15 protein-coding genes are annotated in these 15,539 nt (G+C 71.5%); 6 read left to right on the top strand and 9 right to left on the bottom strand.

Annotated elements, in window-relative coordinates:
* Positions 1–97: 97 nt before the first annotated feature.
* From JG616_RS03240 to JG616_RS03215, 6 genes are all read right to left on the bottom strand, one after another.
* A complete protein-coding gene (locus JG616_RS03240) occupies positions 98–2,071 on the bottom strand; it encodes a M2 family metallopeptidase (RefSeq protein WP_199391663.1) in 1,974 nt (657 codons plus the stop codon).
* Positions 2,072–2,150: 79 nt separating this feature from the next.
* Positions 2,151–2,621, bottom strand: coding sequence for a hypothetical protein (locus JG616_RS03235; protein ID WP_199391662.1), 471 nt, complete (start codon positions 2,619–2,621; stop codon positions 2,151–2,153).
* A gap of 10 nt (positions 2,622–2,631) precedes the next feature.
* Entirely contained in the window at positions 2,632–2,892 is a 261-nt protein-coding gene (gene minE / locus JG616_RS03230; protein WP_199361141.1) for a cell division topological specificity factor MinE, read from the bottom strand.
* Positions 2,893–2,895: 3 nt separating this feature from the next.
* The gene (gene minD / locus JG616_RS03225; protein WP_199361143.1) at positions 2,896–3,705 is read right to left on the bottom strand and encodes a septum site-determining protein MinD; all 810 of its coding nucleotides are present in this window, start codon (positions 3,703–3,705) and stop codon (positions 2,896–2,898) included.
* Between the two features lie 23 nt (positions 3,706–3,728).
* Complete coding sequence (gene minC, locus JG616_RS03220; protein ID WP_199361146.1) at positions 3,729–4,529, bottom strand: septum site-determining protein MinC; 801 nt, start codon at positions 4,527–4,529, stop codon at positions 3,729–3,731.
* Positions 4,529–5,125, bottom strand: a complete 597-nt coding sequence (locus JG616_RS03215; protein WP_199361149.1) for a GNAT family N-acetyltransferase — start codon at positions 5,123–5,125, stop codon at positions 4,529–4,531. Before JG616_RS03215 ends, minC begins: the two co-directional genes overlap by 1 nt.
* Before the next feature lie 171 nt (positions 5,126–5,296).
* On the opposite strand from JG616_RS03215, the gene JG616_RS03210 reads away from it, so the two are divergent.
* The 5 genes from JG616_RS03210 to JG616_RS03190 all read left to right on the top strand — a co-directional run bounded on the left by JG616_RS03210 (position 5,297) and on the right by JG616_RS03190 (position 9,598).
* Positions 5,297–6,523: a sensor histidine kinase gene (locus JG616_RS03210; protein ID WP_199361151.1), complete on the top strand. Its 1,227-nt coding sequence runs from the start codon at positions 5,297–5,299 to the stop codon at positions 6,521–6,523.
* Positions 6,520–7,197: a response regulator transcription factor gene (locus JG616_RS03205; RefSeq protein ID WP_199361154.1), complete on the top strand. Its 678-nt coding sequence runs from the start codon at positions 6,520–6,522 to the stop codon at positions 7,195–7,197. Before JG616_RS03210 ends, JG616_RS03205 begins: the two co-directional genes overlap by 4 nt.
* 98 nt (positions 7,198–7,295) lie before the next feature.
* Positions 7,296–8,459, top strand: a complete 1,164-nt coding sequence (locus JG616_RS03200) for an SRPBCC family protein (RefSeq protein WP_199391661.1) — start codon at positions 7,296–7,298, stop codon at positions 8,457–8,459.
* A gap of 92 nt (positions 8,460–8,551) precedes the next feature.
* Positions 8,552–8,923, top strand: coding sequence for a DUF423 domain-containing protein (locus tag JG616_RS03195; RefSeq protein WP_199391952.1), 372 nt, complete (start codon positions 8,552–8,554; stop codon positions 8,921–8,923).
* Between the two features lie 3 nt (positions 8,924–8,926).
* A complete protein-coding gene (locus tag JG616_RS03190; protein ID WP_199391660.1) occupies positions 8,927–9,598 on the top strand; it encodes a DNA-3-methyladenine glycosylase 2 family protein in 672 nt (223 codons plus the stop codon).
* Positions 9,599–9,680: 82 nt separating this feature from the next.
* Here JG616_RS03190 and mfd read toward each other — a convergent pair whose 3' ends face one another.
* From mfd to rlmJ, 3 genes are all read right to left on the bottom strand, one after another.
* A complete protein-coding gene (mfd, locus tag JG616_RS03185; RefSeq protein WP_199391659.1) occupies positions 9,681–13,190 on the bottom strand; it encodes a transcription-repair coupling factor in 3,510 nt (1,169 codons plus the stop codon).
* Between the two features lie 87 nt (positions 13,191–13,277).
* The gene (locus JG616_RS03180; protein WP_199391658.1) at positions 13,278–13,871 is read right to left on the bottom strand and encodes a GNAT family N-acetyltransferase; all 594 of its coding nucleotides are present in this window, start codon (positions 13,869–13,871) and stop codon (positions 13,278–13,280) included.
* 55 nt (positions 13,872–13,926) lie between these two features.
* Entirely contained in the window at positions 13,927–14,784 is an 858-nt protein-coding gene (gene rlmJ, locus JG616_RS03175) for a 23S rRNA (adenine(2030)-N(6))-methyltransferase RlmJ (protein ID WP_199391657.1), read from the bottom strand.
* A gap of 41 nt (positions 14,785–14,825) precedes the next feature.
* Here rlmJ and creB point away from each other — a divergent pair, with 41 nt between their 5' ends.
* A complete protein-coding gene (gene creB / locus JG616_RS03170) occupies positions 14,826–15,539 on the top strand; it encodes a two-component system response regulator CreB (RefSeq protein WP_199391656.1) in 714 nt (237 codons plus the stop codon).

Raw genomic sequence — 15,539 nt, 5'->3', positions numbered from 1 at the left:
CCGTCGGTGTCCCCATCCTGTCTGCCCCCTGTGCGTGGATCGTCGATCCGACAGGGAACGATACGGGCGAGGCGTGAGCGCGCTGTTCACTCCGCCGTCACGGCGCCGCGGCGGGCGCCGGCCGCGCGGCCGCCTGCCAGCCACAGGTCTTGCCCTCGTTCTGCTCCACCAGCCACTCCTGCAGCGGCGCGAAGTATTCCAGCACCGCGGAGGCGTCCATCGTCTCGCCGCCGGTGAGCTCCTTCATCGTCTGCTGCCAGGGCTGGCTGTTGCCCTTGGACAGCATCGCCTGGAACTTCTCGCCCGCCGCCTTGTTGCCGGCGAAGCTGCACTCGTTCAGCGGACCGGCGTGGCCGGCGGAATCGCACAGCGCCTTGTAGAACTGGAACTGCAGCACGTGCGAGAGGAAGTAGCGCGTGTACGGCGTATTGCCCGGCACGTGGTATTTCGCGCCCGGATCGAAGAACTCCTCGCCGCGCGCGGTGACCGGCGCCACGCCCTGGTAGCGCGCCTTGAGGTCCCACCAGGCCTTGTTGTAGCTGTCCGGGGTGATCGAGCCGTCGAACACGCCCCAGCGCCAGCGGTCGATCATCAGGCCGAAGGGCAGGAAGGCCACCTTCGACAGCGCCATGCGCATCTGCGCGTTGATCAGCGCTTCCTGGCCGGGCGCGGCGCCTTCGACCAGTCCGATCGACTGCAGGTACTGCGGGGTCATCGACAGCACGATGGTGTCGCCGATCGCCTCGTGGAAGCCGTCGTGCGCGCCGTTCTGGAACAGCGGCGGCTGCTTGCCGTAGGCCAGGTAGTAATACACGTGGCCCAGCTCGTGGTAGATCGTGGTGAAGTCTTCCTCGTTGGGCTTGATGCACATCTTGGTGCGCACGTCGGTCGCGTCGGCGTTCATCTGCCAGGCGCTGGCGTGGCAGACCACGTCGCGGTCGCGCGGCTTGATGAACTGGGTCTTCCCCCAGTAGGACTCCGGCAGCGCCGGCATGCCGAGCGAGGTGTAGAAGCCCTCGGCCTGGCGCGTCATCGCCTTCGCGTGCTCGAGCTGCGCCCCGCGCGCGATCTCGACCCGGCCGTCGGTCGGCAGCAGCGCGTTCTCGCGGGTCATGCGTTCGTTGAGGCCGGCCTGGTACTGGCGCTCCAGCGCGCCGCTGACGTCGAGCTGGCCCGCGTCGGGGTAGGGCGCAAGCAGCGACCAGAGGTTGCTCCAGTCCTGCTGCCACATGTTGCCCATCAGGTGCGCGGGCAGCATGCCGTTGACCGAACCCTTGCCGGGATACTCGGCCTCGAGGCGGGTGCGGGTATAGCAGTGCAGCTGCTCGTACAGCGGCTCGACCTGGTTCCACAGGCGGTCGGTCTCGGTGGAAAGCTCGGCCGGGGTCATGTCGTAGCCGGCGCGCCACAGCTCGCCGGCATCGGCGAAGCCGAGGTCGCGCGCGCCCTCGTTGACCAGGGCGGCGAAGCGCACGTAGTCCTCGCGCATCGGCTGGGCGATCGTGTGCCAGCCCTGCCAGGCTTCGAGCTGGGCGTCGTAGTCGCGGTCGTTGCGCAGCACGTCCTCGAGCTGGCCGAGCTGGCGGCAGCGGCGCGCCTCGCCTTCGCCGGTGCAGTATTCGCCGCGGCCGTAGGTGCCCTCCATCCTGCTGGCCAGCGTGGTCAGCTCGGACAGCCTGGCCGGGTCGCGCGGCGGCGGCATCGCGGTGCCGAGCTTGAGCAGGGCGATCGCGCGCTCGGTGGCCGGCGACATCTCCTTGCCCTCGAAGCGGCGCGACTGCTCGACCCACTGCTGCGTGCGGGCCAGGTAGCGCTCGTTGCCCTTGGCGGCCACCAGTTCGCTGTCACCGTTGCTGTAGGTCGCGGCGATCCACTGCGAGGCCGTGTACTCCGGCATCAGCTGCGCCATCTCCTCGTTGACGCGGGCGACGAACTCGTCCGCGGTCTCCTTCTCCAGCTGGGCCTGCGAGGGACCGCCATCCGGACCGGGCGTGGTGGACGGGCCGCGGGAGCAGGCGGCGAGGACCAGGCCGACGGCGACGGCGAGGGCAAGGCGGGTGCGTGGCTTCACTGTGGATCTCCGGTGGCGCCTTTGGCGCGAAACCCACGCAGGCTAGTAGGCGGGTGGCGACCCCGCAAGTGACGCGGGCTCAGCCGGTGGGCAGGCCGCGCGCGGCGAGCCAGGCGCGCGCATCCTCCGCGTCGCGCTCGAACCAGGCGCGGGTGGAGCCCAGGCGGAAGCTGTAGCCCCAGGCATCCATGTCGGCCATCAGGCGCGGGCGGCCGACGCCCGGCAGCGCGTCGGCGAGCACGATCTGCAGGTAGCAGGTGGCGTCTTCCTCGGGCACCGAGTCGGTGGCGTCGGTGTGCACGAGCGCCCGGCGCTCGGGCGGCAGCACGATCAGGTGGCAGGCCTCGTGCAGCAGCGAATGCACCGGCGTGTCGCCGCGTGCGTACACGCGCGAGCCGATGATGCCGGCCTCGGGCGCACCCCAGTAGCTGCCGGGGATCGGCGCGCCGTCGTCGACGGCCACGAGCTCGAGGCCATGGGCCGCGAGCAGGGCGGCGGCATCGCGGAGCGCGATGTCGCCAAGCACGAGGACGCTCGCAGGATCGCTCAAGGCACGCCGCTCAGCCCGCGGCGCGCTCGTCGGTCAGGGCCACGGTGATGTCGAGCACGTCGTGCTCGCCGTCCTTGGTCAGGTCCACCTTCACCGCGTCGACGTCGACGCTGACGTACTTGCGGATCACTTCCAGCAGCTCGCGCTGCAGCAGCGGCAGGTAGTCCGGGGCCCCACGGTTGGAGCGCTCCTGCGCGACGATGATGCGCAGGCGCTCCTTGGCGATCGACGCGGTGTTTTTCTTCGCCTTGAGGAAATCGAACATGCCCATGACTCAACCCCCGAACAGCTTGCTGAAGAAACCCTTCTTCTCCAGCTGTGTGAACCGCATCGGGCGCTCTTCGCCGATGATGCGCGAGACGGCGTCGTCATAGGCCTGTCCGGCGTGCGACTCCATGTCCAGGATCACCGGCTCGCCCTTGTTGGACGCGTTGAGCACGTCGCCCGATTCCGGGATCACGCCGATGGTCTTCAGGCCCAGCACGTCCTCGACGTCGGTGATCGACAGCATCTCGCCGGTCTCGACGCGGGCCGGGTTGTAGCGGGTCAGCAACAGGTGCGACTTCACCGGCTCGCCGTTCTCGGCGCGGCGGGTCTTGGAGTCGAGCAGGCCGATGATGCGGTCGGAGTCGCGCACCGAGGACACCTCGGGGTTGACCACCACCACCGCCTGGTCGGCGAAATACATCGCCAGGAACGCGCCCTTCTCGATGCCGGCGGGGGAGTCGCAGACGATGTACTCGAAGCCCTCGTCGGCCAGCTCCTTGAGCACGCGCTCGACGCCTTCGCGGGTCAGCGCATCCTTGTCGCGGGTCTGCGACGCCGCGAGCACGAACAGGTTGTCGAAGCGCTTGTCCTTGATCATGGCCTGCTTGAGCGTGGCCTCGCCCTGGACGACGTTGACGAAGTCGTACACCACGCGGCGCTCGCAGCCCATGATCAGGTCGAGGTTGCGCAACCCGACATCGAAGTCGATGACGGCGATCTTCTTGCCGCGGCGCGCCAGCCCGCAGGCCAGGCTCGCGCTGGTGGTGGTCTTGCCGACGCCGCCCTTGCCGGACGTGACTACGATGATCTCGGCCAAAGTCTGTCTCCTGTATGCGCGCTTCAGTCGAGCGCTGCGATTTTCAGCTGGTCGCCATCCAGCCAGACCTGCACGGCCTTGCCGCGCAGGTCGGCGGGAATGTCTTCCAGCACCTTGTAGTGTCCCGCGATCGCCACGAGTTCGGCTTGGAACTCGCGGCAGAAGATGCGCGCCCTGGTGTTGCCCTGCGCGCCGGCGAGCGCGCGCCCGCGCAGCGTGCCGTAGATGTGGATCGAGCCGTCGGCGATCACCTCGGCGCCGGCGCCGACCGCGGCCAGCACGGTGAGGTCGCGGTTGTCGGCATAGACCTGCTGGCCGGAGCGCACCGCGCTGGCCTGCATCAGACCGGGCTCGCCGCCGCGGGCTGCCGGGACGTCCGCCACCGGCGCCTTCGCGGCCGCGCGCGCGCGCTCGGCGGCTGCAGGCGGTGGGGCCGGGTTCGCCTCCGGGGCCGGGCTGCCGCCCGCCGGCTCGTACTGGGCGCGGAACTTGGCCAGCAGCGGCAGGCCCAGTTCGACGGCCAGCTGTTCGTTCTCGCTGCTGCCCCAGGCCAGCGCGACGGGCAGGGCGCCGGCCTCGCGCAGGGCGTCGAGCAGCGCCCGCGCGGTGGCCACGTCGGGCAGCGCGGACAGGCCGCCGAAGTCGACGACAACCGCGCCGCGCGCGAACAGCTTGGGCGCGCGCTGGACCCGGTCGCGCATTTCCGCGGCCAGGCGTTCGATGTCGAGGGTGCGGATGCGCAGGTTGGCGATGCCGACCTGGCCGATGCGGAGTTCGCCCGCGGGTTCGAAGCTGGCGGCCGTCGCGCCCGGTGCCGTCGCCATCACCGGGTGCCCGTCGCCAGGCGCGCTTCGCCCAGCGGCCGCGGCTGGGCCAGCCAGGTGACGTCCGGCAGGTCCTCGCCCCAGGTGTCGTGCACCCAGGCGTAGCTGCACAGCTCCTTGGTCAGCATCGAGGCGCGGATGCCGGTGTCGGGCATGACGTGCTGGCCGACCTCGCGGAAGCCGAAGCTGCCGTGGAAGATGCGCGCGGTGTCGCTGTCGTGCTCGACGAAGACCTCGCAGGCCAGCACCGGATAGCGCAGTTCCGCATAGCTCTGGACGTCGGCGTACATGGTGCGGCCGACGCCGCCGCCGCGGCGGCGGCTGGCGACGACCACGCGGTCGATGTACATGAAGTCGGGGTGGCGCTCGGCGAACCAGCGGAAGTTGCTGCCGTCGTGGCCGCGGCGCGAGCCGAAGCCGACCAGGAAGCCGGCCAGGGTGCCGTCGCGCAGGGCGACGCGGAAATAGTCGGCGTGGTCGTAGAAGTGGCGCAGGCGGGCCGCGTCGAGCGGCAGGATCGAGGGACCGGCGGCGTTGTTCAGGGCAAGGACGGAATCCAGCTCGTGCTCAAGCACGTCGCGGACGACAATCGACATTCCAGACTCCGGGATGTGGCCAAAGACGCCAACGTCGCGCGCGGTGGGGCGGGGCCAGCCATCGCGCGGCGGTCGACGGCGGCGATTATCGCATGGGGGTCGACCGGGCGGGGACCGCGGCCATGACTTCCGGACCGTCGCCCGGGCCGCGCTTGCGCCTACCATGCGGCCATGCTCCAGCGTTTCGACCACAACCGGCTGCTGCGCTACGCGGGACTGTTCACCTGGGCGGTGATCGGCCTGCCCTTGCTGCTGGTCACCCTGCCGCAGGCGGACCGGGACGGCGCCGCGGCCGCGGGTGCGCCCGGTGCCCTGCAGGCCTGGATCGCCTGGGCGGTCTTCGGTGCCAGCTACGCCTGGCTGACCCGCGGCCTGGGGCGGCAGCGGGTCCGGACCGTGGACGGGGTGCTGCTGGCCGGACTGGCCGGCGGCGCGATCGCGATCAGCTACTACAGCCAGAGCGGGCTGGGCAGCATCCTGCTGATGGTGGTGGCCAGCGTGCTGCCCTGGCTGCTGCCGGTCTGGCAGGGCGTGGCGCTGCTGGTGCTGTGCGAGTTCGTGATCGTGCCGGTCTACGTGCGCGGCTACGACTTCTCCTGGATCGAGGCGGTGCTGCAGGCCAGCCTGTACGTCGGTTTCACCGGGTTCGCCTTCGTCACCGGGCTGGTCGCCCGCCAGCAGGCCCAGGCCCGCGACGAGCAGCGCCGCCTGAATGCGGAGCTGCGGGCCACCCGGGCCCTGCTCGCCGAAAGCGTGCGGGTCAACGAGCGCACGCGGATCTCGCGCGAGCTGCATGACCTGCTCGGCCACCACCTGACCGCGCTCAGCCTGAACCTGGAGGTGGCCAACCACCTGACCGAAGGCAAGGCCCAGGAGCATGTCGGCCAGGCCCACACCCTGGCGCGGCTGCTGCTGTCCGACGTGCGCGAGGCGGTCAGCCAGATCCGCGGCAACGAGACCATCGACATGGCCGCGACCCTGGAACCGCTGGCCGGCAACGTGCCGGGGCTGAAGGTCGACATGCGCCTGCCGCGGCCGTTCCCGATGGAAGACCCCGAGCGCGCGCACGTGCTGCTGCGCTGCACCCAGGAAATCATCACCAACGCCGTGCGCCACGCCCAGGCCAGCGTGCTCCAGCTGCAGTACGCGCTGGAGCGCGGCGCGGTGCGCCTGGTGGCGCGCGACGACGGCCGCGGCGCGGACGGCTTCACCGCCGGCAACGGCCTGCGCGGCATGCGCGAGCGGCTGGCGGCGTATGGTGGCGAGGTCGACGCGGACACGGCGCCGGGGCAGGGCTTCACCCTGCGCCTGCGGCTGCCGCTCGACGACGTCGCCGACATCGCGGTATCCACGGCGGAGCCAGCAGGCCCGCCGGCACCCACCAGGGAGACGACATGAGTACCGACGCACCCCGCGAGGCCGGCGCGCCGGCGATCCGCGTATGCCTGGTCGACGACCAGACCCTGGTGCGGCAGGGGATCCGCTCCCTGCTGGCGCTGGACGGCGGCATCGAGGTCGTCGCCGAGGCGGTCGACGGCCGGCAGGCGGTCGAGCTGATCCCGACGGTCGCGCCGGACGTGGTGCTGATGGACATGCGCATGCCGGCGATGTCCGGGCTCGAGGCCCTGCAGGCCCTGTCCGCGGCCGGCACCCTGCCGCCGACCATCATCCTCACCACGTTCGACGACGACCAGCTGGTGCTGGCCGGCCTCAAGGCCGGCGCCAAGGGCTACCTGCTCAAGGACGTGTCGCTGGAGCAGCTGGTCGGCGCGATCCGCACCGTCGCCGGCGGCGGATCGCTGGTGCAGCCGGCGGTCACCCAGCGCCTGCTGTCGGGCCTGGAGCACATGCGCAACGACTTCGTCAGTCTCGACCGCCCCGATCCGCTGACCGACCGCGAGACCGAGATCCTGCGCCTGATGGCCTCGGGCTTCTCCAACAAGGAGATCGCCAATTCGCTGGGCGTGGCCGAGGGCACGATCAAGAACCACGTCTCGAACATCCTGTCGAAGCTCGGGGTCCGCGACCGGACCCGCGCGGTCCTCAAGGCCTTCGAGCTGCAGCTGGTATGAAAAAGCGGCCGCCGAAGGTCGCGACGACGCAGGCAATCTTGCTAGGATTGCCGGTCTGCGCCCCGGCCTCGGCCGGTCCTGGTCCCGGAGAACCCTGAATGACCCGTTTGCTCGAGCTCCTGATTTCCATGGCGATCGTCGCCGTGCTGTTCCTGATCGTCGGCGTGGTGCTGCCGTCCAGCCGCTCCCTGAGCGAAAGCGTCGAGACCAACCGCCGCATGTCGATCGTCTTCGACACGGTGAACAGCTTCAAGCGCTTCGACGACTGGCATCCCTTCGCGCTGGGCCAGGTCAAGCTCAACCGTTCGGGTCCGGACGAGGGCGTCGGTGCCCGCATCGAGTACGACTCGGAAGTCTCGGGCGTGGGCAAGGGCAGCTGGGAGATCGTCGAGTCCGAGCAGGATTCGCGCGTGGTCTACCGCATCGACGACGAGAACCGCGGCTCGAACAAGCAGTCCACGATCACCCTGAAGCCGACCGGCCGCGGTGGCCGCAACGTCGAGATCACCCAGGACTACAGCATCGACTACGGCTGGGACCTGCTGGGCCGCTACGCCGGCCTGTACGTCAGCCGCAACGTGGGCGACACGATGAAGTTCGGCCTCGGCCGCCTGACCAACATGCTGGCCGCGGTGCCGAACTTCGACTACCGCGTCGACGGCTCCAACCTCGCCAACCTCGAGATCGCGCAGATCCCGGCCGAGAACCTGCTGGTGGTCAACGCCGGCGCGATCGAGCGCAACAACGAGGTCGTCAAGAAGGCGATGAAGGACAACGCCGAGTGGATCAAGCGCACGATGGACGAGAGCGGCCTCGAGCCGATCGGTCCGCTGCGCATCGTGACCACCGAGTTCGCGCGTGACACCTACACCTTCGACGTGGTCCAGGCCGTGCGCCGCAAGGGCGGTGCCGCTGCCCCCGCCGCGGATGCCCCGGCCGCCGACGCCGATGCCGACGAGAGCGCCGAAGCGCCTGCCGCGCGGCCGGCCTTCGCGGTCACCGAGTCCGAGCCGATGGACGCCGAGGGCGTGAAGCTGCTGGGCCCGGTCACCTTCGTGCGCAGCGAGCCGACCCGCGTCGCCCGCGCCGATTACACCGGCTACATGGCCGAGCTCGACGTGGCCCGCAACGCCACCCGCGCCTGGGCCCTGACCCAGGGTGAAGAGGCCATCGGCCGCCCGTACGAGTACTACGTCAACGGCATCGATGCGGCCTTCACCGCCGACGGCCAGTTCAAGGTCTTCTGGAACCTGAAGGGCTGATCGACCCGTTCGCCTGCAGTACCCTCGGAACGCCGCATCACACGATGCGGCGTTCCGCGTTTCAGGAGCACGTTCCCGCCATGACCGCCGCCATGTTCACCGCGCCGGGCGCCGCTGCGCGCGCCGGCAAGGGCTTTGCCGCCGCGGGCGCGGTGCTGGCCGCGTTCGCCGTCGGGCTGGCCGCGTATGCCTCGCACGCCGCGGGGCCCGACGCCGGCGCCCGCCTGGGCCTGGCGGCGGCGTTCGCGTTCGGACATGGACTGGCGCTGGCGGCACTGGCCCCGCGCGCCGCCGGTCGCCTGGGCCTCGCGGCGATGGCCGGCCTGCTGCTGGGCGTGCTGCTGTTTTCCGGATCCCTGGCGGGGGCGCACTTCCTGGGCCTGCCGACGGCGCTGGCGCCGCTGGGTGGCGGACTGATGATGCTCGGCTGGCTGGGCCACGCCGCGGCGGTCCTGGGGCGCTGAGCCATGCCCCGCTACCGGCGCGGCTATGACACCGTCGAGGCCGACGCCTGGCTGGCCCGCCGCGACCGCCGGCTAGGCGCCTGGATCCGTCGCCTGGGTCCGATCGGGTCGGATCCGCGCTGGCGCCGGAGCTTCGACCCGGTCGACGCGCTCGCGCGCGCGATCCTGTTCCAGCAGCTGAGTGGCAAGGCCGCCTCCACGATCGTCGGCCGGGTGGAGACCGCCATCGGCGGCACCCGCCTGCACGCGGACACGCTGGGCCGCATCGACGACGCCGCGCTGCGCGCCTGCGGGGTCTCGGGCAACAAGGCGCTCGCGCTGCGCGATCTTTCCGCCCGCGAGGCACGCGAGGAGATTCCCGACCTGCGGCGGATGTCGGTGATGGACGCGGACGCGATCGTGGCTGCGCTGGTGCCGATCCGCGGCATCGGCCGCTGGACCGTGGAGATGATGCTGATGTTCCGCCTCGGCCGTCCGGACGTGCTGCCGGTCGACGACCTCGGCGTGCGCAAGGGCGCGCAACTGCTGGACTCGGCGGAGGCGATGCCGACGCCGCGCGAACTGGCCACCCGCGGAGAAGCCTGGGGCCCGTTCCGGACCCACGCCGCCCTGTACCTGTGGCGCATCGCCGACTCCGTCACCGCGGCCTCTCCAACCAATCGTTCGCAGGAGTGAAGCGAAGAGCTTTGCCGCGGATTTGCGCGGACGGGAGCGGATTTGCACGGATAGAGCAAAAAGCTTTTGATAGCCGCGCAGGTCACCGTCCAGGGGCGAGCAGGGCCAGCAGCCCGCGCGCGGCCTGCAGGCGCTCGAGCGGGGTCGGCAGCTCCAGCGTCAGGCGCAGGGTGTCGGGCCCGTCCATGCGGTACTGCTTCGGCTGGCCCTGCACCAGGCGGATGATGGCCATCGGATCGACCGAGGGCTTCTCGACGAACCTGACCCGCCCGCCGCCGGTGCCGATGTCGATCTTGGCGATGCCCAGCGCGCTGGCCTGCAGCTTGAGCTCGGCGGTGGCGAACAGCAGCTTGGCCGGGTCCGGCAGCAGGCCGAAGCGGTCGATCATCTCCACCTGCAGCTCGCGCAGGGCCTCGGCATCGCGCGCGGAGCTGATGCGCTTGTACAGCGTCAGGCGCGTGTGCACGTCGGGGAGGTAGTCCTCGGGAATCAGCGCCGGCGCGTGCAGCTCGACTTCGGCGCCGCGGGCGGCGGTGCCGTCGACGTCGGGCAGCTCGCCGCGCTTGATCGAACGCACCGCGCGCTCCAGCAGCTCGGTGTACAGGCTGAAGCCGACCTCCGCCATCTGTCCGCTCTGGTCTTCGCCCAGCAGCTCGCCGGCGCCGCGGATCTCGAGGTCGTGGGTGGCCAGGGTGAAGCCGGCACCCAGTTCGTCCATCGAGGCGATCACGTCCAGGCGCTTGCGCGCATCGGCGGTGATCGAGCGCTTGTCCGGGATCACCAGGTAGGCATAGGCGCGATGGTGCGAGCGGCCGACGCGGCCGCGCAGCTGGTGCAGCTGGGCCAGGCCGAACTTGTCGGCGCGGTTGATGATGATGGTGTTGGCGTTGGGAATGTCGATGCCGGATTCGATGATGGTCGAGGCCAGCAGCACGTTGAAGCGCTGCTTCTGGAAGTCGAGCATCACCCGTTCCAGCTCGCGCTCGGGCATCTGGCCGTGGGCCACGCCGATGCGCGCCTCGGGCACCAGCTCCTGCAGCTCGCGCTGCATGCGGCCGATCGACTCGACGTCGTTGTGCAGGAAGAACAGCTGGCCGCCGCGGGCAAGCTCGCGCTCGAAGGCCTCGCGCAGCTGGGCATCGTCCCAGGGCACGACGAAGGTCTGGACCGCGAGCCGGTTGGCCGGCGGGGTCGCGATCAGCGACAGGTCGCGCAGCCCGGCCATCGCCATGTTGAGCGTGCGCGGGATCGGCGTGGCGGTCAGCGTCAGCAGGTGGACGTTGGCGCGCAGCGCCTTCAGCGCCTCCTTCTGGCGCACGCCGAAGCGCTGCTCCTCGTCCACGATCACCAGGCCCAGGTCCTTGAAACGCACGTCCTTCTGCAGCAGGCGGTGGGTGCCGACGATGACGTCGATCGTGCCTTCCGCCACTTTCTCCAGCTCGGCCTTGATCTCCTTGGTCGACTTGAAGCGCGACAGCACCTCGACGCGGATCGGCCAGTCGGCGAAGCGGTCGCGGAAGTTGGCGTAGTGCTGCTCGGCCAGCAGCGTCGTCGGGACCAGCACCGCGACCTGCTTGCCGGCGGCCGCGGTGGCGAAGGCCGCGCGCACCGCGACCTCGGTCTTGCCGAAGCCGACGTCGCCGCAGACCACGCGGTCCATCGGCTGCGAGGACTGCAGGTCGCGCAGCACGGCCTCGATGGCCGAGTGCTGGTCCGGCGTCTCCTCGAACGGGAAGGTGGCGGCGAAGGGCTCGTACATGCCGCGGTCGACGTCGATCGCCAGCCCCGCGCGCGCCTGGCGCCGTGCCTGGATCTCGAGCAGCTCGGCGGCCACGTCGCGCACCTTCTCGGCGGCCTTGCGCCTGGCCCTGGTCCACTGCTCGCCGCCCAGCGAATGCAGCGGCGCGGTCTCGGGCGACGCGCCGGAATAGCGGTTGATCAGGTGCAGCTGCGCGACCGGCACGTACAGCCGGTCGCCCTTGGCGTACTCGATCTCGACGTATTCCGACGGCATGCCGCCGGCTTCCAGCGTCACCAGGCCGCGGTAGCGGCCGACGCCGTGGTCCTCGTGCACGATCGGCGAGCCGTCCGACAGCTCGCCGAGGTCGCGGATGATCGCCTCCGGCTCGCGGCCGGCGCGCTTGCGGCGGCGCGGGGCCGCGGCGCGCTCGGGGAACAGCTGGCGCTCGGTGAGCACCGCGATCGGCCCGGCGTCGGCGACGCCCGGGTCGAGCGCGAAGCCGTCCTCGAGCGGGGCGACCGAGATCGCGAAGCGCGCGTCGCCGGCGGCGAAGCTGCGGAAGTCGGCCAGCACCCGCGGCTGCAGGGAGGCGGCGTCCAGCACCTCCAGCAGCGCCTCGCGGCGGCCGGCCGTGTCGGCCGACACCAGCACGCGGCCCGGGTAGCTGGCGAGGAACTCCTTCAGCGGGACCGCGGCGGCGTCGTGGCGCGCGGCCACGGGCAGCGATGGCGCGGGCTGCTCGCCGAGCGTGGCGGCCTCGTCGCGGCGCGGATGGCCCTCGCCCGCGACTTCGATCCGTGGCACGTCGTTGAAGCGCGCGCGCAGCTCGTCAGGCGCCAGCCACAGCGCGCCCGGCGCGAGCACCGGATGCTCGACGTCGTGCCGGCGCTGCTCGTGGCGCTGCCCGGCCTGCATCCAGAAGTGGTCGGCGGCGGCGCCGACGCCGTCGTCGACCAGCGGCAGGGCACCCTTGCCCAGGTAGTCGAAGAGGGTCGCGGTGGCGGCGCGCTCGAAGAACAGCGGCAGGTAGTACTCGATGCCGGCGGGCGCCGCGCCGGCCTTGAGGTCCTGGAACAGCGCGCTGCGCCGGGTGTCGATGTCGAACTGCTCGCGCAGCGCGTCGAGCGCGCGGGTGCGCGAGGTCTCGTCGAGCGGGACTTCGCGGCCGGGCATCAGCTGCAGCGCCGAGACCCGGTCCAGCGAACGCTGGCTCTCCGGATCGAACACCCGGATGGTGTCGATCTCGTCGTCGAGGAGCTCGATGCGGAAGGGCGCGGCCTCGCCCATGGGATAGACGTCGAGCAGGGCGCCGCGCACGGCGAAATCACCCGGGTCGTACACCTGCGGCACGTTGCGGTAGCCGGCGGCCTGCAGGCGGCGCTTCTCGGCGTCGAGGTCCAGGCGCTGTCCGACGCGCAGGTCGAAGCTGTTGCCGACCACGTAGGACAGGGGCGGCAGGCGCTGCATCAGCGTCTGCACCGGCACCACCAGGATCCCGCGGGTCATCGTCGGCAGGCGGCGCAGCGTGGCCAGGCGCTGGGAGACGATCTCCGGATGGGGACTGAAGCGGTCGTAGGGCAGGGTCTCCCAGTCCGGGAACGCCAGCACCGGCAGGCCGCGCTCGTCGCCGACCAGGGTGTGCAGGTCGGCTTCGAGCTGGGTGGCGGCGTGGTTGTCGCGGGCGACGGCCAGCAGCACGCCGTCATGGGCACGCGCGGCCGCGGCCACGAACCAGGCCAGCGCCGAGCGCGAGGCCGGGGCGCGCCACCAGGCGCGCGGGCGTCCGGGGCCGGGAAGCGGGGGAATGGAGGCCGGGGCGGAAGAGGGGCGAAGCGGGGTCTGGTCGGTCATCGGCACGCAAATAGGGGCAGCGCAGGATGCGTGCGACGCAGCCTGCGCGGGACCGCACAGTCTAACGGGCGGGGCGGTGAAGCCGGCCTAGGGCGAGGTGGACGGGCCTTCGTCGCCGATGCCGGCCGACGGGGTGGCCTGCCCGAGCGGCAGGCGGATGCGCACGAAGCCGGGATCCGCGCCTTCGTCGCTCTGGCTGAAGCCCATCGACTGCGCCAGGTCGAGCAGGGGTCCATTCGCCTCGGGCACGTCGCCGGTCAGCGCATCCAGGCGCTTGCCGCGCGCCCAGCGCGCCAGGCGGCGCATCAGGTGCCGGCCCAGGCCCATGCCCTCGACGTTGCGGCCGACCAGGATGGTGAAGGTGGCTTCCCGCGTTCCCGCCAGGATGGCCGCACGCGCGAGACCCAGGATCATCGCGTCACCGGGCGCCAGCTGCTGCTCGGTGACGACGAGGGTGAACTCGCTGCGGGTGTCGGGCTGGGACAGCTGGCGCGAGCGTTCGACGCCGATCTCCGGGGCCCCGGACAGCAGGTGCCCGCGGATGTCGCCCGGCTCGAGCAGTTCGAAGCTGGCGCGCAGGACGGGGGCGTCCTCGGGGCGGATGGGGCGGATCAGCACATCGTGGCCGTTGCGGAGACGGAGCTCCTCGTGCCACGGCGGAAGGCGGTTTCTGGCGACCATGTGGGCGATGCTGGCACGACGCGGGTGAAGCCCGCCTCCACACCCGGCGTCACGCTCAGGCCGGTTTGCGCAGCCAGTGCGCGCGCGCATCGCCGCCGCGCTCGCCCAGTGCGCGGGCCAGCGACTTCAGCGCCGGCGCCAGCGCCACGTCGAGTTGCCAGGGCGGATTGACGATGAGCATGCCGCTGCCGTTCATGCGCAGCGGCGAGTCGTCGGGCCGCACCATGAGCTCGGCGAGCAGCACCGACTTGCCCGGCAGGTCCGCGGCGCGCCGCTGGAACGGCATCAGCGTGCGCCGCAGCTTGATCGGGTACCAGAGCGCGAACACCCCCTGCGGGAAGCGGCGCAATCCTTCGCGGATCGCACCCAGGGCATCGTCGAATTCCGCCAGCTGGGTTTCATAGGGGGGATCGATCAGCACCAGTCCACGGCCGATCCGCGTCTCGCCGTCGCGCGGCGGCAGGGTGGCGCGCACGGCGGCGTAGCCGTCGCCCTCGTGCACGCGCACGCGGCGGTCGCCGGCGAGGTGGCTGGCCAGGGCCTTCGCCTCTTCCGGCTGGGTCTCGCAGCAGACGATGCGGTCGGCCTCGCGCAGCGCATGCGCCAGCAACCATGGCGAGCCCGGGTAGGCGTCGGCGCCATGCGCCTTGCGGCAGGCGGCGACCGCGTCCAGGTAGCGGCGCAGCAGCGGATCGCGCGGCGTCTCGGCGATCAGCCGGGCGATCCCGTCGTCGGCCTCGCCGGTCGCCTGCGCGCTGGCACCCGACAGCCGGTAGAGCCCGCGGCCGGCATGGGTGTCGAGCGCGAACAGCGGTGCGGGCTTGGCCACCAGCGCATCGCACAGGGCGAGCACGACGACGTGCTTGAGGACGTCGGCGTGGTTGCCGGCATGGAACGCGTGGCGGTAGTTCATCGCTGCAGGATACCGGGCCGCCGGCCGCCGCGGCGCCCGGTATGCTGCGCGCCATGTCCGCCGACACCGCGCCCGCGCCGTCCACCGTGCTCCTGGTCGAGGACGATCCGGCGATCGCCGACACCGTGGCCTACGCCCTGCGCGCCGAGGGCTTCACCGTCGAACACCGGATGCTCGGCCGCGGCGTGGCCGAGCGCGTGCGTGCAGGCGGGATCGACCTGGTGCTGCTCGACGTCGGCCTGCCGGATATCGGCGGCTTCGAGGTCTGCCGCCAGCTGCGTGCCTTCAGCGCGCTGCCGCTGGTGTTCCTGACCGCGCGCAGCGACGAGGTGGACCGCGTGCTGGGCCTGGAGCTGGGCGCCGACGACTACGTGGCCAAGCCCTTCTCCCCGCGCGAGCTGGTGGCGCGGGTGCGCGCACGGCTGCGCCGGCACCACGCCGCGGGTGCCGGTGGCCCGCAGCGCGCGGGGCGCTTCGAGCACGATCCCGAGGCGCGCCGGATCCGCTTCGACGGCCATGCCCTCGACCTCACCCGGCACGAGTACGCGCTGCTGGCCGAACTGCTGCGCCGCCCCGGCGCGATCCTGGCCCGCGCGCAGCTGCTTGACCGCGCCTGGCCCGACGCGCCCGAAAGCGGCGAGCGGACCGTCGACACCCACGTCAAGACGCTGCGCGCCAAGCTGCGCGAGCGCGACGCCGGCGCCGACCCGATCCGCACCCACCGCGGCATCGGCTATTCGATCGACGCGGGCTGA

Origin of the sequence: Luteimonas sp. MC1895 (assembly GCF_016457215.1) — a bacterium.
In the GTDB taxonomy this organism is placed as follows: Bacteria; Pseudomonadota; Gammaproteobacteria; order Xanthomonadales; family Xanthomonadaceae; genus Luteimonas.
This window is presented reverse-complemented; position numbering and strand designations above follow the sequence as displayed.

Excerpts from the sequence above, each read along its gene's own strand:
- mfd (WP_199391659.1), bottom strand. The coding sequence starts at position 13,190 with ATGACCGACCAGACCCCGCTTCGCCCCTCTTCCGCCCCGGCCTCCATT.
- JG616_RS03195 (WP_199391952.1), top strand. The coding sequence starts at position 8,552 with ATGTTCACCGCGCCGGGCGCCGCTGCGCGCGCCGGCAAGGGCTTTGCC.
- JG616_RS03180 (WP_199391658.1), bottom strand. The coding sequence starts at position 13,871 with ATGGTCGCCAGAAACCGCCTTCCGCCGTGGCACGAGGAGCTCCGTCTC.
- rlmJ (WP_199391657.1), bottom strand. The coding sequence starts at position 14,784 with ATGAACTACCGCCACGCGTTCCATGCCGGCAACCACGCCGACGTCCTC.
- JG616_RS03210 (WP_199361151.1), top strand. The coding sequence starts at position 5,297 with ATGCTCCAGCGTTTCGACCACAACCGGCTGCTGCGCTACGCGGGACTG.
- minC (WP_199361146.1), bottom strand. The coding sequence starts at position 4,529 with ATGGCGACGGCACCGGGCGCGACGGCCGCCAGCTTCGAACCCGCGGGC.
- creB (WP_199391656.1), top strand. The coding sequence starts at position 14,826 with ATGCTGCGCGCCATGTCCGCCGACACCGCGCCCGCGCCGTCCACCGTG.
- JG616_RS03200 (WP_199391661.1), top strand. The coding sequence starts at position 7,296 with ATGACCCGTTTGCTCGAGCTCCTGATTTCCATGGCGATCGTCGCCGTG.
- JG616_RS03190 (WP_199391660.1), top strand. The coding sequence starts at position 8,927 with ATGCCCCGCTACCGGCGCGGCTATGACACCGTCGAGGCCGACGCCTGG.
- JG616_RS03215 (WP_199361149.1), bottom strand. The coding sequence starts at position 5,125 with ATGTCGATTGTCGTCCGCGACGTGCTTGAGCACGAGCTGGATTCCGTC.
- minE (WP_199361141.1), bottom strand. The coding sequence starts at position 2,892 with ATGGGCATGTTCGATTTCCTCAAGGCGAAGAAAAACACCGCGTCGATC.
- JG616_RS03205 (WP_199361154.1), top strand. The coding sequence starts at position 6,520 with ATGAGTACCGACGCACCCCGCGAGGCCGGCGCGCCGGCGATCCGCGTA.